Here is a 20,797-nt window from a genome sequence, read left to right as displayed (position 1 = left end):
CCCGGGCGGGCCGGGGCGGGCGGCCGCCCCCCCCCGGCCCCGGCCGCGGCGGGCTGGGGCGGGGCGCCGGCCCCGCCGTCCAGGCCGCCGCGCACCAGGCCGAAGCCGATGAGGAGCGCGACGGCCACCGGACCCCAGCCGCCGCGCCGGGACTCCCGGGCCATCCGGGTGCCCGTGCCTCAGCCCCGGCCGTCGGCGCGCCGGCGGGTGCGCACGACGACGACGCCCAGGGCGCCGGCGATGAGGGCGGAGCCGACCAGGACCTCGGTGGTGCCCAGGCCGCCGTTGGCGCCGCCGAGGCCGGCCTTGACGCCCCTGCGGTGGTCGTTGTGGTCCCAGCGGTCGTCGTGGCCCGAGCCGCCGGCGATGGTGAGGGTGGTGGTGCCCTTCTCGCCCTTGCAGTCGAACGTGACCTGGTACTGGGCGCCGCGCTTGGCGTCCCAGTCGACCTTGGCGGTGGCGGAGTGGCCCTCGTTGAGGGTGACGGTGTCGAAGACTCCGGAGGAGACGTTGACCGAGGGGACCTCGCAGCCGTTGCTGGCGAGCGTGACGGTGCCGCCGGGGGCGATGGTCGAGGGGGTCACGGAGAAGCCGAACGAGGTGACGTCGCGCTCCCCGGTGGGGGCGGCGAGGGCCGCGGGGGCGCCGAGGGCCACGGCGGCGGTGGTGGCGGCGAGCAGGGCGGCGGACGCGGATATCGCGCGCATGGAGGTCCTCCAGTTCCGCGAGGGCAGTTCGCGGACTTCTTCCGCTTGGGGCAGGTCGTGCTCCTCGACACGGCCGAAGCTAGGCACACCGCGGGGGCGCTGCCACTCGGGTGATCCGAACGGACCACGGCCCGCCGCGCCGCCGACGCCCGCACGCCCGTCGCCTTCTGACGGCCCGTCCTGCCACCCCCTGACGGCCCGTCCGCCACGCCCCGCGGCCCGGGCGCGCGCCGGGGGCCGTGGATGTGCTCCGTGTGGGTGCGCGATTCACCCGGGCGGCGGGGCGTGGACGGGGCGCGTACGCGTGAGGGCGCCGCGCGGGACGGCGTACGGGCGGGGGCGTACGGGTCCCGGGCGGCGCCCTCGGCGGCGCGGGGTGCGTCAGGGCACCCGGACGACCTGGCCGGCGTACGACAGGTTGCCGCCGAAGGCGAAGAGCAGCGCCCGGTCCCCCGAGGCCACCTCGCCGCGCGCGAGGAGCTTGGACAGCGCCATCGGCACCGAGGCGGCGGAGGTGTTGCCGGACTCGACGACGTCCCGGGCGACCACCGCGTTGACCGCGCCGATCTTCTGGGCGACCGGCTCGATGATGCGCAGGTTGGCCTGGTGCAGGACGACCGCGTCCAGCTCCTCGGGCGTGACCCCGGCCTTGGCGCAGACGGCGCGGGCGATGGGCGGCAGCTGGGTGGTGGCCCAGCGGTAGACGCTCTGGCCCTCCTGGGCGAAGCGGGGCGGGCTGCCCTCGATGCGTACCGCGTGGCCCATCGAGGGCACCGAGCCCCACAGGACGGGGCCGATGCCGGGCTCGTCGTCGGTGGCCTCGACCACGACGGCGCCCGCGCCGTCGCCGACCAGGACGCAGGTGGTGCGGTCGCTCCAGTCGGTCACCTCGGTCATCTTGTCGGCGCCGATGACCAGGGCGCGGGTGGCGGCACCGGCGCGGATGGTGTGGTCGGCGGTGGCGAGCGCGTGCGTGAAGCCCGCGCAGACGACGTTGAGGTCCAGGACGGCGGGCGCTTCCATGCCGAGCCGGGCGGCGACGCGGGCCGCGGTGTTCGGCGAGCGGTCGACGCTGGTGGAGGTGGCGACGATGACCAGGTCGATGTCGGCGGGGGTGAGCCCGGCGGCGGCCAGGGCCTTGCCCGCGGCGTGCGCGGCGAGCTCGTCGACCGGCTCGTCGGGTCCTGCGACGTGGCGGGTGTGGATGCCGACGCGGCTGCGGATCCACTCGTCGCTGGTGTCGACCAGGGCCGCCAGGTCTTCGTTGGTGAGCACCTTGGCGGGCTGGTAGTGCCCGAGCGCGGTGATGCGAGTTCCCGGCATGCCGGCGGCCCCCTTGCTGTCGAGGTCAGGAGCACTCCAGTGTGGTCAGCGACTGACGGGTAACCCGTCGCGAGATCCCACAGGATTCGCCCCGGCCTCTTGGAGAGTCCGCAACATCACCCGCCCCGCGCGGTCGGGGCCCGAACAGCCGTACCGGACAATGGCAGCGGTACGAACAGATGCGGCACTGGTGCGGTACGGGTGCGGTACGGACAGATACGACACCGCTGCGTTTCGGGTGCGGTACGGACAGATACCGCACCGGTGCGATACGGGTGCGGTACGGGCAGTTGATGACGAACCAGACGGAACAGACAGAACACAGGACAGCACACAGAACCGGGATGATGTGACATGGGACGCGTCACCGAACGCCGACGCACGATCCGGATCAGGGGCGGCGCCGTGTCCACCCGCCCGGACACCCTGGTCGCCGAGGAGCCGCTGGAGATCCGGCTGAACGGCAAGCCACTGGCGATCACCATGCGCACGCCGGGCGACGACTTCGCCCTCGCGGCCGGGTTCCTGGTCAGCGAGGGGGTGCTGGCCTCGGCCTCGGACGTGACGAGCATCGTGTACTGCGCCGGGGCCAAGGACGACGGGACGAACACCTACAACGTGGTCGACGTACGGCTCGCGCCGGGCGTCGAGGTGCCCGACATCTCCCTGGAGCGCAACGTGTACACCACGTCCTCCTGCGGGCTCTGCGGCAAGGCCAGCCTGGACGCGGTGCGCACCACGGCCCGCTTCCCGCTGTCCGGCACGGCCCCGGTGCGGGTGACGCCCGCGCTGCTCGCGGACATGCCGGACCGGCTGCGGGCCGGACAGCGGGTGTTCGACCGCACCGGCGGGCTGCACGCGGCGGCGCTGTTCTCGCCGGAGGGCGAACTCCTGGACATACGCGAGGACGTGGGCCGGCACAACGCGGTGGACAAGCTGGTCGGGCGGGCCCTGCGGGAGGACCTGCTGCCGCTGGACCGTGCCGTGCTGCTGGTGTCGGGGCGGGCGTCGTTCGAGCTGGCGCAGAAGGCCGTGATGGCGGGGATCCCGGTCCTGGCGGCGGTGTCGGCGCCGTCGTCGCTGGCCGTGGACCTCGCGGCCGAGACAGGGCTGACCCTGGTGGGGTTCCTGCGGGGGCGGGACATGAACGTGTACGCGGGCGAGCACCGGATCGACCTGGACGCGGTGCCGGGACGGTGAGCCCGGGCGCCGGGGGCGGGCCCCCGGCGCGGGCGGCGTCAGTTCTTCGGCGGGTCGATCATCTGCAGCCGGAGCGTGGCCGGGGGCTCGGCGACGCCGGGACCGCCCGCGTCGGCCCAGGCCAGTATGTCGTCGAGCGCGTCGTCGTCCAGGGTCCAGCCGATCCAGGCGGCCCTGGCTCCCCTGCGGCGGGCCTCGGCGGAGGGCTGGACCACGACGACGTTGGCCTGGCCGCACGGGCCGAGGCAGTCGCTCGTACGGACGGCGAGGCGGCCGCCCGAGGCCGCCGCCGCCTCGCGGAGCCGGGCCAGCTGGCCCGTGTGGTCGGTGCCCGGGTGCTTGGCCGCGTCGCCGCAGCAGCAGCCCCGGCACACCACCAGCGAGCAGGGGCGCGCGGAGCCGCGGGCCCAGGGGCGGGCGGTCACGCGTCGACCAGGGAGATCTCGGCGGACGTGGTGACGGTGCCCAGGCGGGGGAAGTCCAGCTCGCAGGCGGCGCGGTGCTCGTCGGCGGTCAGCCCGGCGAGGGCGTCCTCGGCGAACACCAGGTCGTAGCCGAGGTCGTCGGCGGCGCGGGCGGTGGACTCCACGCCGAGGTTGGTCGCGATGCCGCCGAACACCAGGGTGCGCACGCCCCGTTCGACCAGCTGGTCGTGGAGCGCGGTGCGGTGGAAGGCGCCCAGGGTGCGCTTGACGACGATGAGGTCGCCGTCGCGGGCGAGGCCGGGCACCAGGCCGCTGCCGGGCGGCTGGTGCTCGACGCCGGGGCGCTCGACCCGGACGAGGACGACGGGGGCGCCCGCCGCGCGGAACGTCTCCGCGAGCGCGGAGCTCGCGGCGAGCACCTCCTCGCCGGAGCGGGGGGCGAGGGGGAGCGCGACGATGCGCTCCATCAGGTCCACGAGGACGAGTGCGGTGCTGCGGGCGTCGAGTGCGGGCATGGTGTCACGCTACCCATGCCGATGATCTTCGTCGCGCACCGGGGGTGAGTTCACGCCACCGGAGGCCCAACTTCCTTGCTCACGAGCGGTGTTGTACGGAGATCACTCTCGGTGTCGTACGGAGTTCACGCGCGGTGTCGTACGGGCGGCGGAAGGCTTCCCACCGCTTCAGCCGCGCGCCGCGACGGCCCCGGCGTCCGCCCGCGCGGCCGGCTCCGGGTCGTGGGAGCGGCGCCTGGCGATGACGGCGCACACCATCAGCTGCATCTGGTGGAAGAGCATCAGCGGCAGCACCGCGAGGGCGGCCTGCGGCCCGAACAGCACGCTGGCCATGGGCAGTCCGGCGGCCAGGCTCTTCTTCGACCCGGCGAACTGGATGGCGATGCGGTCCTCGCGGACGAACCCGAGCCGCTTCGACCCGTACCAGGTGAGCGCCAGCATCACGGCGAGCAGCACCGCCTCGACGCCGAACAGCGCCACGAGCCGGGCCGGCGACACCTGGTGCCAGACGCCCTCGACCATGCCCTCGCTGAAGGCGGTGTAGACGATGAGCAGGATCGAGCCGCGGTCGACGTAGCCGAGGACCTTCTTGTAGCGGGTCAGCAGCGGCGCGACCCAGCGGCGCAGCGCCTGTCCGGCCAGGAAGGGCACCAGGAGCTGGAGCACGATCTTCACCAGCGAGTCGGCGGAGAAGCCGCCCGCGTCGCCGCCGAGCAGCAGCCCGGCGAGCAGCGGGGTGAGCAGGATCCCGGCGAGGCTGGAGAAGGACCCGGCGCAGATGGCGGCCGGGACGTTGCCGCGGGCGATGGACGTGAAGGCGATCGAGGACTGGATGGTGGAGGGCACCAGGCAGAGGAAGAGCAGCCCGTCGAAGAGCTGCGGGGTGAGCACCAGGGGGACGAGACCGCGGGCGGCCAGGCCGAGGAGCGGGAAGAGGACGAACGTACAGACCAGGACGGTGAGGTGGAGCCGCCAGTGGCGTACGCCGTCGAGGGCCTCGCGGGTGGACAGGCGCGCGCCGTACAGGAAGAACAGCAGGGCGACCGCGCCGGTCGAGGCGCCGGAGGCGACCTGGGCGGCGGTCCCGGAGGCGGGCAGCAGGGCGGCGAGGCCGACGGTGCCGAGCAGCGCCAGGACGTAGGGGTCGATCGGCAGCTTCGGCTTGGTGCGGGGCATGCCTTCATGATCCCCCGGACACGGGTGATCGGGAATCCCGCACACCGCTCTGACTGTCATCACGGATCGCGATGACGGACTAGGCTGGGACCATGTACGACCCGACGCACCTGCGGACCTTCCTCGCGGTCGCCCAGACGCTGAGCTTCACCCGGGCCGCCGAGCGCCTCGGGCTGCGCCAGTCCACGGTCAGCCAGCACGTGCGGCGCCTGGAGGAGGCGACGGGCCGGCCGCTGTTCGCGCGGGACACCCACGGGGTGGACCTGACCGAGGACGGTGAGGCGATGCTGGGCTTCGCCGGGACGATCCTGGCGGCGCACGAGCGGGCGGCGGCGTTCTTCACGGGGACCCGGCTGCGGGGGCGGCTGCGGTTCGGGGTGTGCGAGGACTTCGTGATGACCCGGGCGCCGGAGATCCTGACCGCCTTCCGCGAGGCGCACCCGGAAGTGGACCTGGAGCTGACGGTGGACCTGTCCGGCTCGCTGCACGAGCTGCTGCGCGCGGGCCGCCTCGACCTGGTCCTGGCCAAGCGCCGCACGGCGGACGCGCCCGGCTCGCTGGTGTGGCGCGACACCCTGTGCTGGATCGGCGCCCCGGGCCTGCGGGTCGACCCGGACCGCCCGGTGCCGCTGATCGTGTACCCGCCGCCGGGCATCACCCGCCTCCGCGCCTTGGCGGCCCTGGAGGCCCAGGGCCGCGCCTGGCGGATCGCCTGTACGAGCACGAGCCTGACGGCGAACATCGCGGCGGCCCGCGCGGGCCTGGGCGTCCTGCCCCACACCCGCGGCCTGATCCCCCCTGACCTCACCCCGCTCCCGCCCCGCGCGGGCCTGCCGGAGCTGGGCGCGGTCGAGTTCGTCCTCCTCCACGGCCACCCGCCCCGGGAGGTCCCGCAGGCGGCGAGGGCCCTGGAGCGCGCGATCCTGGAGGCGGGCGACCGGGTGCGGGGAATGCGGGAGTGACGGGGCGGGACGGCGTCCGGGGCGGGCGCGTCAGTCGACGATGCCCCCGGCGCGGCGGATCGAGTCCAGGACGGCGGGGGCGAGCCCGCAGGCGCTGCTGAAACGGGCGCCGCGCAGGTGGGGGTTGACGGAGGTCGCGGCCAGGATCTCGCCGGAGAGCGGGTCGCGCACCATGATCTCCCCGGAGGCCGAGCCGGTGATCACCGCGTTCCTGACCGGGTCGAAACGGAGCACGCTCACGTCCAGGGCGACGGCGTGCGTGAGGGCGTCACCCTCGAATCCGGGGGGTCCGGGGCGGAAGAGCGACAGCTTGTCAGGACGGCCCAGATAGAGGTTGCCACCCGGCGGATCCAACGTGGCGGTCAGCGACGGAAAAGGCCCGCCCCACTCCTGCTGACTCAACCGCCTGACCCGTCCGCGTGACAGGTCCACGAGCACCAGGTCCCCGTCGTGCGTGAACGTCCACACCGTGGCGGCGTCTCCTCTGACATCCAGACGCCCCGTACCGAGGAACACCCGCTCGATCAGCTCGCCCCCGGGGTGCTCCGGAGTGAACCGGTGGAGCGCCAGATGCCCCGCTCCGATCGACCACGCCGACACGCCGTCCTGGTGGGGGCCGAACCCCGCGACCTCCGCCGGGTCGTGGACGGTCAGCTCCACCAGCTGCTCGCCGCTCACTGGATCGACGACGCGGGCCGTCCGGTACGTCCTGTGGTGGACCAGCGCTCCGGCCCGCCCGCCCCAGATCACCTGGGCGATCGTGTACGGCGGCAGTTCCATGAGCCGCTCGCCGTCGCGCGAGGCGACGGCCTCCCCCGCGCGCGCGTGGGCGTAGGCCCAGTCGTTCTCGCCCCAGGTGAGGAGACTGCCGTCGTGCTCCAGGATCCCCGGCAGGTCCCGGATCCGCGGGGCCCCGGCCAGGTCGCCGTCGGGCCAGTGGAAGGCCTCGCCACCCGCGACCGCCGTGATCGCCCCGCCGGGATGTGCCACGAGTTGCGTGACGGACCGGTGACTCGACAACACGGAGACCCCGCTCAGGGTGGCGCCCCGCAGGTCCGCCGACGTCAGGTCGACCCAGGCCAGGTCCGCGTCCGTCAGCTGGGCCCCCCTCAGGTCGGCGCCCTTCATGGAGGCGTTCACGGTGTACAGCGACGGTTCGAACCCCGACAGGTCGGTGCCCCTCAGGTCCACCCCGTCGAAGTCCTCCCCCAGTGCGGCGAGCAGGTTGGCGCTGTATCCCCCGACGGCGCCCGGGTCGGTCTCCCCGCTCGCGGTCGACGCGATGACCTCCAGCAGGACACCCCGGCTCGCTTCCAGGTCCTCCGACGCCATCTCCCTCAGGAACGAGACCACGACGGGCTCCAGCGTCTCCAAGGACCCGAACGACGCGGCCAGCCCGCCGAGCGGCTCCGTCCTGAACCGGCCGAGACTCGGCAGCTCACCCCCCGGCCCCCGTCCCCCGAAGTACCCCGACCAGGTCCGCTCCCCGGCGTCCGGGCCCGGTTCCACGGGCAGCAGCGACAGGAAGTCCCCCGCCAGCACCCCCAGCTCCGCCGCCAGCTTGTAGGCCACCAGGAACTCCAGGAGCGACTTGTGCGCGGGCCCGTAGTCGCCCTCCGCGTCGCGCACCAGCATGCTCTGGTTGCGCATGTCGTACGCCCAGTAGTCCAGGTCCTTCTGACTGGCCACCAGCGGCCCGAAGCAGCGGCGCAACTGCTCTGGGAAGTCACGGTAGTTGAGCGTGAGCCGATTGCTGGAGAGCATCTCCCAGGCCAGCTCGCACAGGAAGTACAGCTTGTCGGCGCGCGAGGTGAACGTGCGCTCGTGCTCGATGTCGCGGTCCATCTTCCGCCGGATGGCGTACAGGTAGATCCGCGCCAGGTCGATCGGCGCGCCGCGCTCGATCTCGGGAAGGGCGTCCAGGACGAGCTCGGACATGACGGGGCGCCGCATCAGGTCGCGCACGTCGTCGTACGCCATCAGCGACTCGGCCTTGTCCGGGGACATCAGGTGGCCGAGCATGCCGCGGATCTGGTCGTCGTCGAAGGGCAGGAGTTCGACGATGTCGAAGCTCGGCCCCTGCCGCAGCACGGACGAAGGCGAGTCGGAGACACGGGCGTTGAGCACGTCCCTGGCCTCCGCCGCGTGCGGGAAGTGCTCCGTGCGGCTGCTCAGCAGGACCTTCGCGCCGGGCTCCACCGCGTTCGCCAGCTCCCAGAAGTTGGCGACCATGGTGTTGCGGTCCGCGCGGGCGGCCATCTCGTCGAAGCCGTCGAAGACCAGCAGGAGCCGTCCCATGCGGTTGAGCACCCGGAAGACGTCGTAACTGCGCAGTGCGATGCGGTGCTTGTGGAAGAAGAAGTCCGAGAGGAGCGCCTCCACCGACGTCTGCTTGGCGTAGTCGCGCAGCGGGATCACCAGCGGCACCCGGGGGCGGGGCAGCCCGCGCCGCTTGGCGTCGCGCCAGCCGCGCGCCATCTCGCCCGCCAGGTGCAGCCCGAACCACGACTTGCCCATGCCGAACTCGCCGAGCAGGGAGAGGTGTTTGCGGTCCGGCTCGCGCAGCCAGCCCTCGACGTAGCGGTCCAGACCGCCGTCGCGCCAGTCGTAGACGCTGGTGTCGAGGGTCTCCCCGGTGGCCGGGTCGACCTCCTCCTTGCGGCAGGACAGCGGGACGTACCGCTCGTCCAGTTCACGGCGGGCGACCTCCGCCTCCACCCAGCCGATGTACGACTCGAAGTCGGCCTCCAGCTCGATGAGTTCGTCGAAGGTGTAGCAGAAGAGCTCTTCGTCGGACTCGGCGCGCCGCCGGGCCGCCTCCGCCACCGCGAGCCGTGCGATCCCCCACCCCTCCGCCGCCTCCCGCTCGGCGACGGCCGCGGCGAGCGTCCGCAGGTGGTGCGGGCCGAGTTCGCCGTCCACGCAGAGCATGACGTCGGTGTCGTAACGGCCGCGCCGCTGCGGTACGTCGACGAGCAGGGCCACCGATCCGTCGGCGGTCTCCCAGGTCTCCCGGACGAGGTAGCCGACGGCGTCGAACCACTCCCGCACGTCCGCCATCAATCGTGCGGCGGGGCTGGCGCCGGTGCGTTCGGGTTCGGTCGCCGTGCGGTGGCGCTCCTCCTCGACGCGGGTCTCGGCCACGAGCGCGAGGAGCGCGTCGATCTTCTGCTCGGCACGTATCTCGTGCGGCTCCCTGCTGCGGTCGACGACGCGTTGGAACGCGGTGGTGAACGCCTCCACGTGCTCGTCGAAGCCGTGCCCGAGGTGACCGAACTCGCCTGTCTCCGCGTTGCGTTGGACGGCGGTCGCCACCTCGTCGCGCAGCCGCTTCCCGTCCCCCGTGCCGAAGGACGTGCGGAAGGCCTCCAGGACGTAGCGGTCGCGGAAGAACGCGAGGACGGGGGCGGGGCGGTCCGCGCAGTACTCGATCAGCGTGTAGGCGTAGATGCTGTCGAAGTCCCTCGGGGGGTACTTGGGGTCGAGGCGGACCGCCTTGAGGGTCCTGACGACCAGCTCCTTGCGCAGTGCCGCGTCCGCGGCCGGTTTCGCCACGATCTTGCCCAGCGCGCCCGCCGCCGCACCGATGATCTCCACAGCCGCCCCCCTGCTCCCGCCGGCCCCGGCCCGTGGCCGGAGTCACCGTCGACCTTATCGACGCGCCTCCTCGTACGTCAGTTGCTTCACGGTGCGCAACACCGGTGTGCAGTCGATGTGTTCGACGCCTTCGAGGGTCCCGACGCGTTCGCTCAGGTACGGGTAGATCGCCGACACGTTCTCGCAGACGATTACCGCGACCAGGTTGGACGCGCCCGCCGTGGCCGCCGCGAAGGCGACCTCCGGGTGGGTGGCGAGGGCACGGCCCACCCGGTCGAGGGCGGCCGGGGACGCGGTGATCCAGAGCAGGGCGCGGGTGGTGTAGCCCAGGGCGTGGGTGTCCAGTTGCACGTCGATGAACAGCGCCCCGGAGGACTGGAGCTGCTCCAGGCGGCGGCGGACGGTGGACTCGGGGCGGCCGGTGGCGCGGCGCAGCTCCTCGACCGTGGCGCGGCCGTCGGCGGCGAGCGCGTCGAGCAGCGGGGCGTCGTCCGGTGACACCGGCGGCCCGGGCGGTCCCGGCGGGGTGGCGAGCGCGGCGATCTCGTCCGGGGTGAGGGCCTGGCGCTTGGCGAGCCAGCCGCCGGGGCCGCCGAAGAAGCGGTGCAGCAGCTGGTGGGCGCGGATCCCGGTGATGCTCGGGGTACGGGGCAGCCGGCCGAGGAGCAGCTCGTCGCGCTCGCCCTCGGTGCGCGGGACGGTCATGCCGATCACCTCGGTGCCGCCGGAGGCGATGGCGATCCACGCGGTGCCGGGGCGCCGGGCCAGCGCGCGGGCCAGCGCCTCGGCCGCGTCCGGGGTGCAGCGCAGCCGCAGCATCCAGGAGTCCTCGCCCAGGCCCATGGTGTCGCGCACCCCGACGACGCGCAGCCCGGCCTCGGCGCGCAGCCTGCGGTAGCGGCGGGCCACGGTCTGGTCGGAGACGCCGAGGACCTCGGCGATCCGGGCGAACGGGGCGCGTCCCGCGACGTCGAGGGCGTGCAGCAGGCGCAGGTCGAGCGCGTCGAGGGCCGCCGGTCGCGCGGTGTCGGTTTTCACGCGTGCTCCCGAGTGTGGAGTCGGATACCGCCGCGGGGAGGGGTCTGGTGGTGGTCGATCGGGTGACCGGGGTGATCGTACGGAAGGAATCACGACCTTCTCAACACTTCATCACCGGATCAACGGGATCAACGGGATCAACGGGAGAACCATCATGCGTACGTGGGGACCGCTGGCCGCGGTCAGCCTGGGGACTTTCATGCTGCTGCTGGACGTGACCATCGTCATCGTGGCGCTGCCCGACATGGCCGCCTCGCTCGGCTCGACCTTCTCCGGGCTGCAGTGGGTCATCGACGTGTACGCGCTGGTGCTGGCCGCGCTGCTGCTCGGTGCGGGGGCCGCCGCCGACCAGCTGGGGCGGCGGCGCGCCTACCTGGCCGGTACGGGGCTGTTCGCGCTGGCGTCGCTGGCGTGCGGGCTCGCGTCGAGCACGGGTGCGCTGGTGGCGGCGCGTGCGGTGCAGGGCCTGGGGGCCGCCGCCATGTTCGCCACGACGCTCTCGCTGCTCGGGGCGGCCTACCAGGGGCGGCGGCGCTCGGTGGCGCTCGGTGTGTGGGGCGCGGTCAGCGGCGCGGCCGCGGCGCTGGGGCCGGTGCTCGGCGGGGTGCTGACGCAGTCGTTCGGCTGGCGGTGGATCTTCTTCGTCAACCTGCCGGTGGCGGCGGTGGCCATGGCGCTGACCCTGCGTGCGGTGCGGCCGGACGGGCCGCGCCGGGGCGGGCGGGTCGACTGGGCCGGCACGGTGGCGTTCGCGCTGGCCGCGGGGGCCGCCACCTACGGGGTGGTGCGGGCGGGCGAGCAGGGCTGGGCCTCGGCGCGCACGCTGGCCACGTTCGCCCTGGCGCTGGCCGCGCTGGTGGTGTTCGTGCTGGTCGAGCGGCGGGTCGCGGCGCCCCTGATCGACCTTCGGCTGCTGCGCGGCCGGTCGTTCGTCACGGTCCTCGTCGCGGCCTGCGCCTTCAACGCGGCGGCCTTCGCCGTCCTGCCGTACACCTCGATCTGGCTGCAGACGCTGCTGGGCATGAGCCCGGTGCGGGCGGGTCTCGCGCTGCTGCCGCTGGCCGGTACGTCGTTCGTGATCGCCGCGCTCGCCGGACGCCTGCTGCACGGGGCGCCGGCCCGGTTCGTGGTGGGCGGCGGCATGGTCCTGATCGGCGCGGGCACCCTGGCGCAGGGCGTGCTGGGCGCGGCCTCGTCGTGGACGGCGCTGCTGCCGGGTCTGGTGGTGGCCGGGCTCGGGGTGGGCCTGGTCTCCCCCGGGCTCGCGGGCGCGGCGCTGGCCTCGGTGCCGCCGCGGGACGCGGGGATGGCGGGCGGTGCGGTCAACACGGCGCGGCAGCTGGGGTACGCGCTGGGCGTGGCGGTGTTCGGCACCGTGGCGACGAGCGCGATCGGCGGCTCGCTCCATGACAAGGACGCGGCGCACGCGCTGGCCGGCGGTGCGGCGGGGGCGCTGCGCGGGGCGTTCTCCCAGGAGGCGCTGCGTACGGCCTTCGCGTCGGGGCTCAACGCGGCGGCGTGGGTCGCGGGCGCGGTGGGCGTGCTGGCGGGGCTCGCGGTGCTCGCCTGGGTGCGGACGCCGGAGCCCGGGCCGGCCGGTGGGGAGGCGGCGCGGGACGGCGGGGCGCGGCAGGTGCCCGGCCGGGTGGCGGACGAGGTGCCGGCGCCGTCGGGCGTGAGCGGGGCGTGAGCCTGCGCGGCGGTGTGTGAACGGTGCCATGTCACGTGTGAGGGTCGCCATGTGACATGGCACCGGTGCGCGCCCCCGCACCAGTCGGTGGCCGGGTGGGCGTGCCCGCACCGGCCGGTGGCCCGGTGCACGCCCGCGCACCAGCCCGTGGCCCGGTGGGCGTGCCCGGACCGTGTCGGTGGCCGTCGGGCGTGCCCGGACCGTAGGGATTCGGTGGAGATGGCGGGCCGGTCTGCTGACGCTGGAGTCAGCAACTGGCCCCGCCCACCTGCTACTCACCGGTTACCGGGCTCTGACCAGTGCAGACGCCAAATGTCCAGACTTCATGAAGGCCCTCCCGCGGGCCCCCGGCGTGGGGTACCGTCACCGGCGCTGTGCGGAGCGCCACGAGGAGCAGGCCATTGCGCGAGTTCTCTGTCCCACCCATGGCGGCGGCTCCGCTGGTCGGCGGGCTCGCCGACGCCGTGTACGAGCACGCCCAGGACGACCCGGACCGGGTCGCGCTCGGTCGCAAGGACGAGCACGGCCGCTGGCGGGACGTGACCTCGGGGCAGTTCCGCGACGAGGTGCTCGCGCTGGCCAAGGGCCTGCTCGCGCAGGGCGTGCGGTTCGGCGACCGGGTCGCGATCATGGCGCCGACCCGGTACGAGTGGACGCTCTTCGACTTCGCCCTGTGGAGCGTGGGCGCCCAGTCGGTGCCGGTCTACCCGACGTCCTCGGCCGAGCAGGTCTTCTGGATGCTGCACGACGCGGAGGTGTCCGCGTGCGTGGTCGAGCACGAGGACCACGCGATGACCATCGGCTCGGTGATCGACCGGCTGCCGATGCTGAAGCGGCTGTGGCAGCTGGACGCCGGTGCGGTGGACGAACTGACCGCGGCCGGGGTGCACTTGGAGGACGACCTGGTGCACCGGCACCGGCGCGCGGTGACGCCCGACTCGGTGGCGACCCTCATCTACACCTCGGGCACCACCGGCCGCCCCAAGGGGTGCGTGATCACGCACGCCAACCTGATGTTCGAGACGGACACCATGCTGGGCCGCTGGGAGCCGGTCTTCCACTCGCGGCCCGGCGACGAGGCGTCCACGCTGCTGTTCCTGCCGCTGGCCCACGTCTTCGGGCGGATGGTGGAGATCGCGGCGATCCGCGGCCGGGTGAAGATCGGCCACCAGCCGGTGCTGCGGGCGAGCGCGCTGCTGCCGGACCTGGCCGCGTTCCGTCCGACGTTCGTGCTGGCCGTGCCGTACATCTTCGAGAAGATCTTCCACGCGGCGCGCCGGCGGGCGGAGGCGGACGGCCGGCTCGGGCCGTTCGAGAAGGCGGTCGACGCGGCCGTGCGGTACGCGGAGGCGCTGGAGCACAAGGCGTTCGGGCTCGGCCCCGGGCCCTCGGCCGCCCTGCGCATGCAGCACCAGGTCTTCGAGAAGCTGGTGTACGGCAAGGTGCGCGAGGCGATGGGCGGCCGGGTGCGGCACGCGATGTCGGGCGGCTCGGGCATGGAGCGCCGCCTCGGACTCTTCTTCGCGGGCGCGGGCGTGACGGTGTACGAGGGGTACGGCCTGACCGAGACGTCCGCGGCGACCACGGCGAACCCGCCGGACGGCGTCAAGTACGGCACGGTGGGCCGTCCGGTGCCGGGCTCGTCGGTGCACATCGCGGAGGACGGCGAGGTGTGGGTCAGGGGCGACCACGTCTTCGCGGGCTACCACAACGACCCCAAGGCCACGGACGCCGTGCTGCACGACGGCTGGCTGGCCACCGGCGACCTGGGACAGCTCGACGACGACGGTTATCTGACGATCACCGGGCGGAAGAAGGAGATCCTGGTGACCTCCGGCGGCAAGAGCGTCTCGCCGGTGGCCCTGGAGGAGCGGGTGCGGGCGCATCCGCTGGTGTCGCAGTGCATCGTGGTGGGCAACGACCGGCCCTACGTGGCCGCGCTGGTGACGCTCGATCAGGAGGCGGTCGAGCACTGGCTGTCGATCCAGGGGCGGCCCGTTCCGTCGCCGTCGGACCTGGTGCGCGACCCGGACCTGGAGACGGAGGTGCGGCGCGCGGTGGTGGCGGCCAACACGGCGGTGTCCCAGGCGGAGTCCATCCGTACGTTCCGGATCCTGGCGCACCCCTTCAGCGAGGAGCACGGGCTGCTCACCCCGTCGCTGAAGCTGAAGCGGAAGGCGATCGAGCAGGCGTACGCGGTCGAGGTGGACGCGCTGTACAAGTAGCGGCGCAGAGTAGCGGCGTACGAGTAGCAGCTCATGAACCAGGTCACGCGATGGCCGACTCTGACGGACCATCAATTGATGCAGCGTCAGTTATTGACGACCCGTCAGGTCCACCGCAGAATTCTGGGCACCCCAGACGGAGGGACCCACCGTGCCCGGACCAGGACCGATCCGCACCATCGCCCTGACAGCGGCCCTACTCCTCGCCACCGCCGCCTGCAACTCGGCCTCTACCCAAGGCTCTTCGGGCAAGGAGACCGGCTCCTCCGCCCGCGGCGTCACCGCCGACACGGTGAAGGTCGGCGGCATCGTCTCCATGACCAGCGCCAGCGGCTACTCCAAGAAGGACACCGACCTCGGCGCCCGCGCCCGCTACGACCGGGCCAACGCCGAAGGCGGTGTCAACGGCAGGAAGATCCAGTACCTGGGCGCCGAGGACGACGGCCAGGACCCGGCCAAGAACCTCGCCGCGGCCCGCCAACTGGTCCAGCGAGACCAGGTGTTCGCCGTCGCGCCGATGAGCTCGGTCACCTTCTCGGGCGCCGACTTCCTGGACCGCCAACAGGTGCCGACCATCGGCTGGGGCACCCTGCCCTCCTTCTGCGGCCCCAAGCACATCTACGGCTTCAACGGCTGCCTGGTCCCGATGCCCGGCGGCACCCTCAACCAGACCTGGCCCGAGGGCCTGGCCAAGGTCCTGGGCGGCGCCCGCGGCAAGTCGGTGGCGCTGATCGCCGGGGACAGCGACGCCGGCAAGTTCGGCATCCGCACCTTCAAGCAGGGCTTCGCCGCCGCGGGCTTCGAAGTGTCGTACGCCAAGGCGTCCGTTCCCGCCACCGCGCTGCCGAACGACTGGTCGGCGTACACCAAGGAGATCCTGCGCGCGAACGGCGGCAAGGCGCCCGACGTGGTGGTCTCCGTGATGCAGACGCCTTACAACATCGGCCTGTTCACGTCCCTGAAGCGGGCCGGGTACAAGGGCCTGATCACCGACCCCACCGACTACGACCCGGGCCTGCTCACCAAGGACACCACCCGGCAGGCGCTCGACGGGGTGCTCGTGCTGCTCCAGTTCCAGCCGTTCGAGGCGGACACCCCGGCGATGCGCCGGTTCAAGGAGGACATCAAGAAGGCCTCCGGCGGCAAGGACGTACCGCTCAACATGCACATGATGACCGGGTACATGAGCGCCGACCTCTTCCTCTCCATCGCCGCCAAGGCCGGGAAGGACCTGACCGTGGAGTCCTTCCAGAAGGCCGCCGCCGCGTTCTCCGACACCGGCACCCTGGTCGGCGACCGGGCCGAGCCCAAGGGGCAGAAGGAGAGCTTCGGCTGCGGGGCGCTGGTACGGCTCAAGGACGGGCGGTACGAGGTCGCCGTACCGTTCACCTGCTACGAGCCGATCCCCTTCGCGTAGGGCGCGACCGTGGGTGACCTCCTCGGCTTCGTACTGAGCGGACTGGTCTCCGGCGCGCTGTACGCGCTGCTCGCGACGGGCCTGGTCCTGTCGTACTCCGCCTCCGGGCTCTTCAACTTCGCGCACGGCGCCACCGCCTACCTGTGCGCCCTGGTCTTCTACGAACTGCACTCCGGCTTCGGCTGGCCCGCCGTGCCCACCGCGCTGCTGCTCGTCCTGGTGGTGGCACCGGGCCTGGGCTGGGGGCTCGACCGGCTGATGTTCCGGCGGCTCGCCCGGGTCGGCGAGACGGCCCAGATCGTGGCCACCATCGGCCTGTTGGTGGCCCTGCCCGCGCTCGGCCTGTGGCTGGTGGAGCTGCTCCAGGAGGCCGGGGCGCCGGTGCTGCCGGCCGAGAACCAGTTCGGGCTGCCCGGCGTCGGCCCCAGCCCCGCCGTCGCCTGGCAGCCGCTGGACGGCGTCGGCGTCGACTCCGACCAGCTGATCACCTGGGTCGCCACCGCCGTGGTCGCCGCGCTGCTGTGGCTGCTGATGCGGCACACCCGGACCGGGCTGCGGCTGCGCGCCGCCGTGGACGACCGCTCGCTGGTCGAGCTGCGCGGCATCAGCGCCGACCGGCTCTCCTCGCTCGCCTGGATGATCTCCTCGGGCCTGGCCGGGCTCGCGGGCGTGCTCGCCACTCCGCTGCTCGGGCTGTCCGCGCACGACTTCACGCTGTTCCTGTTCGTCTCCGCCACCGCGGCCGTGCTCGGACGGTTCGTGTCGGTGCCGCTCGCCTTCGCGGGCGGCCTCGCGCTGGGCGTGCTGCAGAACCTGGTCGCCGGGTACGCCTCGTTCGCGGACGGCCTGACCGGCTTCCGTACCGCCGTACCGTTCCTGATCCTGTTCGCCGGGCTCCTGGTGCTCGCCCGGCGCGGGCGCGCCGCGGGCACGGCCGCCGCGGACGCGCCGCCGCCCGACCACCTGGCGGGCCTGTCGTGGCGGCGGCGGTGGGGGCCGTGGGCGCTCGGCGGGGTGCTGCTCGCCACCGCGTTCTACACGGTCACCACGCCGTTCTGGAGCGGCGTCCTCGCCCAGGGCCTGGCCGTCTCCCTGGTGTTCATGTCGTTCACCGTGGTCACCGGCCTGGGCGCGATGGTGTCGCTGGCCCAGGCGACGTTCGTGACCGGGGCGGCGCTGGTGGCGGGGCTGCTGATGAGCCACGGCTGGCCGTTCCTGCTCGCGGCGGTGGCCGGGACCTGCGCGGCGGCCGTGCTCGGCGCGCTGGTCGCGCTGCCCGCGCTGCGCCTGGGCGGGCGCTCGCTGGCGCTCGCCACGCTCGCGCTCGCCTTCCTTGCCGACCAAGTCCTCTTCCAGTTCGGCTGGTTGAGGAACGGCGACACCGGCTGGGAGGTCCCGCGCCCGGTCGTGGGACCGGTGGACCTCGGCGACGACCGGGCGATGGGCGTGGCGCTGGTGGTGCTGTGCGCGCTGGTGGTGTGGCTGCTGACCCGGCTGCGCGGCTCGGCGTGGGGGCGGGCGATGCTCGCGGTGCGCTCGGCCCCGGCGGCGGCGCTCGCCTCGGGCGTCTCGGTGGTGCGCACGAAGCTGCTGGTGTTCACGCTGTCGGCGGGGCTCGCGGGCTTCGGCGGCGTGCTGTACGCGTCCTACGGCACCCGGATCACGGCGACCGACTTCACCGCGATGACCGGCCTGGTGTGGCTGGCCGTGGTGGTCGCCGCCGGGGTGCGCAGGCCGCAGTACGCGGTGGTGGCGGGCCTGGTCTACGCGCTGGTGCCGCACCTGCTCGCGCAGTGGGTGACCGCGTCGGCGCACCTCCCGGTGATCCTGTTCGGCCTGGCGGGCCTGGCCCTGGCCAACGACCCGGACGGCTACTGCGCGGCGGTGCCGACGCGGTGGGCGCGCAGGAGGGCGGCGAGGGCGGTACGGCGCGGGGAGCAGCGGGACGCGGGGGTACGGGACGGGGAGGCGGAGTCCGGGCCACCGGAGACCGGGGCGCGCGTGTCCCCGGCCCCGCCACAGGCAGCCCCGCCACGCGCCGCCGCGCCGGTCGACACCCCGGATGCGACGCCGACGACGCCCGCCGCCCTGCGGCTGCACGCGGTGCGCGCCGGGTACGGCGGTGCGGAGGTGCTGCACGGGGTCGACCTGGAGGTGCGGGCCGGACGGATCGTGGCGCTCCTCGGGCCCAACGGGGCCGGGAAGTCGACCCTGTGCCGGGTCGCCGCGGGGGCGCTGGCCGCGACGGGCGGCCGGGTGCTCCTGGACGGGTGCGATGTCACCGGTGACGGTGCGGTGCGACGTGCCCGCGGCGGGGTGCTGCTCGCGCCGGAGGGCCGGGGCGTCTTCCCGGGCCTGACCGTCGAGGAGAACCTGGCGCTGCAGCTGCCCGGCGGTACGGAGGCGGTGTACGAGCGGTTCCCGGCGCTGGCGGCCCGCCGCACGGTGACCGCGGGGTCGCTGTCCGGCGGGGAGCAGCAGCTCCTGGCGCTCGCGCCGCTGCTGCGGCGCCCGCCCGCCGTGCTCGTGGCGGACGAGCCGTCGCTCGGCCTCGCGCCGCGCGTGGTGGACGAGGTGTTCCGGCTGCTCGTGGAGCTGCGCGGGCGCGGCACCGCGCTGCTGCTGGTGGAGGAGAAGGCGGCCGAGGTGCTGGGCGTCGCCGACACCGTGGCGTACCTCGCGCGGGGCCGCGTCTCCTGGTGCGGGCCGCGCGCGGAGGTCGAGGCCGACCGCCTCGCCGAGGCCTACCTGGGCATGGGGGTGCGCACGACGTGAGCGACGAGGCGAGGGGCGACTACGTGCTGCGGGCCGAGGGCGTCGGCGTGCGCTTCGGCGGGGTGCGCGCCCTGCACGGGGTGGGGGTGGGGGTGCGGCCCGGCGAGGTGTGCGGGCTCATCGGGCCGAACGGGGCGGGCAAGACCACCCTGTTCGACGTGCTCTCGGGCATCCGCAGGCCCGACGCGGGCCGCGTGGTCCTGGACGGCGCCGACATCACGCGCCGCTCCCCGGTCTGGCGGGCCCGGCACGGGGTGCGCCGCACGTTCCAGCGCCAGCAGCTGTTCGGGCAGCTGACGGTGACCGACAACCTGGTCGTCGCGCGGGAGTGGCGGGGCCGCTCCCCCGCGCACCGGGAGCGCGCCGCCGAGGTGCTGCGCGAGTGCGGCCTCGACGACCTGGCCGAGGAGTACGCGGGGGCGCTGCCGGTGGGCCGGGCCCGCATGGTGGAGCTGGCCAGGGCGCTCGCCGACCCGCCCCGGGTGCTGCTGCTGGACGAGCCCGCGTCCGGGACGACGTCGACGGAGCGGCGTCACATGGCAGCGGTCATCGGTCACATGGCACACCAGAAGGGCTGCGCGGTCCTGCTGGTCGAGCACGACGTGGCCTTCGTCATGGAGCTGTGCACCCGGGTCGTGGTGCTCGACCTGGGCACGGTCCTGGCGGAGGGCACGGCGGCCGAGGTGCGCGCCGACCCCCGGGTGCGGGACGCGTACCTGGGTACGAGGGAGGCGTGAGCCGTCCTCCCCTGGGCCGCAGCGTGGGGCCGGGCGCCCGCCGCGCCCGGCCGGCACCGTTCACGTGTACGGTGCATTTTTCTCGGGACGGCCGGGAATGCCCCGGTCCCCGTGATCGTTGACCAGGGAAGTACCACCCGACGACGTAAGGAATCGACCGCTCGTGAGCAAGGTCCCCTCCATCACCCTCAACAACGGCGTAGCGATGCCGCAGCTGGGCTTCGGCGTCTGGCAGGTGCCGGACGACGAGGCGGCGAAGGCGGTGGGCACGGCCCTGGAGGCCGGCTACCGCAGCATCGACACCGCAGCGATCTACGAGAACGAGAAGGGCACCGGCCAGGCCATCGCCGCGTCGGGCCTGCCCCGCGACGAGCTGTTCGTCACCACCAAGCTGTGGAACAGCGAGCAGGGGTACGACTCGACGCTGCGCGCCTTCGACGCCTCGCTGGACAAGCTGGGCCTCGACCACGTCGACCTGTACCTGATCCACTGGCCGCTGCCGTCGAAGGACGCGTACGTGGACACGTACAAGGCCTTCGAGAAGATCCACGCGGACGGCCGTGCCAAGGCCATCGGCGTCTCCAACTTCCTGGTGCCGCACCTGACGCGGCTGATGGAGGAGACCTCGATCGTGCCCGCGGTCAACCAGATCGAGCTGCACCCGCAGCTGGCCCAGGGCGAGCTGCGCGCGTTCCACGCCGAGCACGGCATCGCGACCGAGGCCTGGTCCCCGCTGGGCCAGGGCCGTGGCCTCCTGGAGGTCCCGACGGTCGTCGCCGTCGCCCAGAAGCACGGCCGCACCCCGGCCCAGGTGGTGCTGCGCTGGCACCTCCAGACGGGGAACGTGGTGATCCCCAAGTCCGTGACGCCGTCGCGGATCGCGGAGAACATCGACGTGTTCGGCTTCGAGCTGGACGCCGAGGCGGAGCGGCTCGGGCACGCGGAGGCCCTGGCATCGGCCGCCGCGCAGGCCCACGCGGCCCTGGCGGGCATCCCGGAGGACCCGGAGG

Annotated in this window: 15 protein-coding genes; 8 read left to right on the top strand and 7 right to left on the bottom strand. The window is 73.7% G+C overall.

Features of this window, described 5'->3' with window-relative positions; translation table 11 throughout:
- Positions 1-179 precede the first annotated feature (179 nt).
- Entirely contained in the window at positions 180-707 is a 528-nt protein-coding gene (locus tag ABT160_RS42755; RefSeq protein WP_351654554.1) for a hypothetical protein, read from the bottom strand.
- Positions 708-1,088: 381 nt separating this feature from the next.
- Positions 1,089-2,030 carry a beta-ketoacyl-ACP synthase III gene (locus ABT160_RS42750; RefSeq protein ID WP_351654553.1) on the bottom strand — a complete coding sequence of 314 codons (942 nt, stop codon included), beginning with the start codon at positions 2,028-2,030 and terminating at the stop codon, positions 1,089-1,091.
- Between the two features lie 354 nt (positions 2,031-2,384).
- Here ABT160_RS42750 and fdhD point away from each other — a divergent pair, with 354 nt between their 5' ends.
- Positions 2,385-3,230, top strand: a complete 846-nt coding sequence (fdhD, locus tag ABT160_RS42745) for a formate dehydrogenase accessory sulfurtransferase FdhD (protein ID WP_351654551.1) — start codon at positions 2,385-2,387, stop codon at positions 3,228-3,230.
- A 38-nt stretch (positions 3,231-3,268) separates the two neighbouring features.
- Here the strand turns inward: fdhD and ABT160_RS42740 are convergent, their stop codons facing one another.
- The 3 genes from ABT160_RS42740 to ABT160_RS42730 all read right to left on the bottom strand — a co-directional run bounded on the left by ABT160_RS42740 (position 3,269) and on the right by ABT160_RS42730 (position 5,346).
- The gene (locus tag ABT160_RS42740) at positions 3,269-3,655 is read right to left on the bottom strand and encodes a (2Fe-2S) ferredoxin domain-containing protein (protein ID WP_351654549.1); all 387 of its coding nucleotides are present in this window, start codon (positions 3,653-3,655) and stop codon (positions 3,269-3,271) included.
- The gene (locus ABT160_RS42735; RefSeq protein WP_351654547.1) at positions 3,652-4,170 is read right to left on the bottom strand and encodes an isochorismatase family protein; all 519 of its coding nucleotides are present in this window, start codon (positions 4,168-4,170) and stop codon (positions 3,652-3,654) included. Before ABT160_RS42735 ends, ABT160_RS42740 begins: the two co-directional genes overlap by 4 nt.
- A gap of 168 nt (positions 4,171-4,338) precedes the next feature.
- The gene (locus tag ABT160_RS42730) at positions 4,339-5,346 is read right to left on the bottom strand and encodes a bile acid:sodium symporter family protein (RefSeq protein WP_351654545.1); all 1,008 of its coding nucleotides are present in this window, start codon (positions 5,344-5,346) and stop codon (positions 4,339-4,341) included.
- A 92-nt stretch (positions 5,347-5,438) separates the two neighbouring features.
- On the opposite strand from ABT160_RS42730, the gene ABT160_RS42725 reads away from it, so the two are divergent.
- Positions 5,439-6,308 (top strand): LysR substrate-binding domain-containing protein, encoded by an 870-nt coding sequence (locus tag ABT160_RS42725; RefSeq protein ID WP_351654543.1) that lies wholly within the window; start codon positions 5,439-5,441, stop codon positions 6,306-6,308.
- 30 nt (positions 6,309-6,338) lie between these two features.
- On the opposite strand, the gene ABT160_RS42720 is transcribed toward ABT160_RS42725, so the two are convergent.
- Together ABT160_RS42720 and ABT160_RS42715 are read right to left on the bottom strand one after the other, a co-directional pair.
- The gene (locus tag ABT160_RS42720) at positions 6,339-9,905 is read right to left on the bottom strand and encodes an NACHT domain-containing protein (RefSeq protein ID WP_351654541.1); all 3,567 of its coding nucleotides are present in this window, start codon (positions 9,903-9,905) and stop codon (positions 6,339-6,341) included.
- 54 nt (positions 9,906-9,959) lie between these two features.
- Positions 9,960-10,943 carry an AsnC family transcriptional regulator gene (locus ABT160_RS42715; protein WP_351654539.1) on the bottom strand — a complete coding sequence of 328 codons (984 nt, stop codon included), beginning with the start codon at positions 10,941-10,943 and terminating at the stop codon, positions 9,960-9,962.
- A gap of 154 nt (positions 10,944-11,097) precedes the next feature.
- Between ABT160_RS42715 and ABT160_RS42710 the strand changes: the two genes are divergently transcribed.
- The 6 genes from ABT160_RS42710 to ABT160_RS42685 form a co-directional block, all read left to right on the top strand.
- Positions 11,098-12,633, top strand: coding sequence for an MFS transporter (locus ABT160_RS42710; protein ID WP_351654537.1), 1,536 nt, complete (start codon positions 11,098-11,100; stop codon positions 12,631-12,633).
- A gap of 425 nt (positions 12,634-13,058) precedes the next feature.
- Positions 13,059-14,858, top strand: coding sequence for an AMP-dependent synthetase/ligase (locus ABT160_RS42705; RefSeq protein ID WP_351654555.1), 1,800 nt, complete (start codon positions 13,059-13,061; stop codon positions 14,856-14,858).
- Positions 14,859-15,009: 151 nt separating this feature from the next.
- Entirely contained in the window at positions 15,010-16,275 is a 1,266-nt protein-coding gene (locus ABT160_RS42700) for an ABC transporter substrate-binding protein (RefSeq protein WP_351654535.1), read from the top strand.
- Between the two features lie 9 nt (positions 16,276-16,284).
- On the top strand, positions 16,285-19,050 hold the full coding sequence (locus tag ABT160_RS42695; RefSeq protein WP_351654534.1) for an ABC transporter permease subunit: 2,766 nt from the start codon (positions 16,285-16,287) through the stop codon (positions 19,048-19,050).
- Positions 19,047-19,787 carry an ABC transporter ATP-binding protein gene (locus ABT160_RS42690; protein ID WP_351654532.1) on the top strand — a complete coding sequence of 247 codons (741 nt, stop codon included), beginning with the start codon at positions 19,047-19,049 and terminating at the stop codon, positions 19,785-19,787. Before ABT160_RS42695 ends, ABT160_RS42690 begins: the two co-directional genes overlap by 4 nt.
- Before the next feature lie 163 nt (positions 19,788-19,950).
- On the top strand, positions 19,951-20,797 hold an 847-nt coding region (locus ABT160_RS42685; protein ID WP_351654531.1), incomplete at its 3' end, for an aldo/keto reductase.

It is taken from the genome of Streptomyces sp. NPDC001941 (genome assembly GCF_040296945.1).
Taxonomy (GTDB): domain Bacteria; phylum Actinomycetota; class Actinomycetes; order Streptomycetales; family Streptomycetaceae; genus Streptomyces.
The sequence above is the reverse complement of the archived record's forward strand: the minus strand, read 5'-3'. Positions and strand labels throughout refer to the sequence as shown.

Excerpts from the sequence above, each read along its gene's own strand:
- ABT160_RS42725 (WP_351654543.1), top strand. The coding sequence starts at position 5,439 with ATGTACGACCCGACGCACCTGCGGACCTTCCTCGCGGTCGCCCAGACG.
- ABT160_RS42710 (WP_351654537.1), top strand. The coding sequence starts at position 11,098 with ATGCGTACGTGGGGACCGCTGGCCGCGGTCAGCCTGGGGACTTTCATG.
- ABT160_RS42705 (WP_351654555.1), top strand. The coding sequence starts at position 13,059 with ATGGCGGCGGCTCCGCTGGTCGGCGGGCTCGCCGACGCCGTGTACGAG.
- ABT160_RS42730 (WP_351654545.1), bottom strand. The coding sequence starts at position 5,346 with ATGCCCCGCACCAAGCCGAAGCTGCCGATCGACCCCTACGTCCTGGCG.
- ABT160_RS42735 (WP_351654547.1), bottom strand. The coding sequence starts at position 4,170 with ATGCCCGCACTCGACGCCCGCAGCACCGCACTCGTCCTCGTGGACCTG.
- fdhD (WP_351654551.1), top strand. The coding sequence starts at position 2,385 with ATGGGACGCGTCACCGAACGCCGACGCACGATCCGGATCAGGGGCGGC.
- ABT160_RS42755 (WP_351654554.1), bottom strand. The coding sequence starts at position 707 with ATGCGCGCGATATCCGCGTCCGCCGCCCTGCTCGCCGCCACCACCGCC.
- ABT160_RS42750 (WP_351654553.1), bottom strand. The coding sequence starts at position 2,030 with ATGCCGGGAACTCGCATCACCGCGCTCGGGCACTACCAGCCCGCCAAG.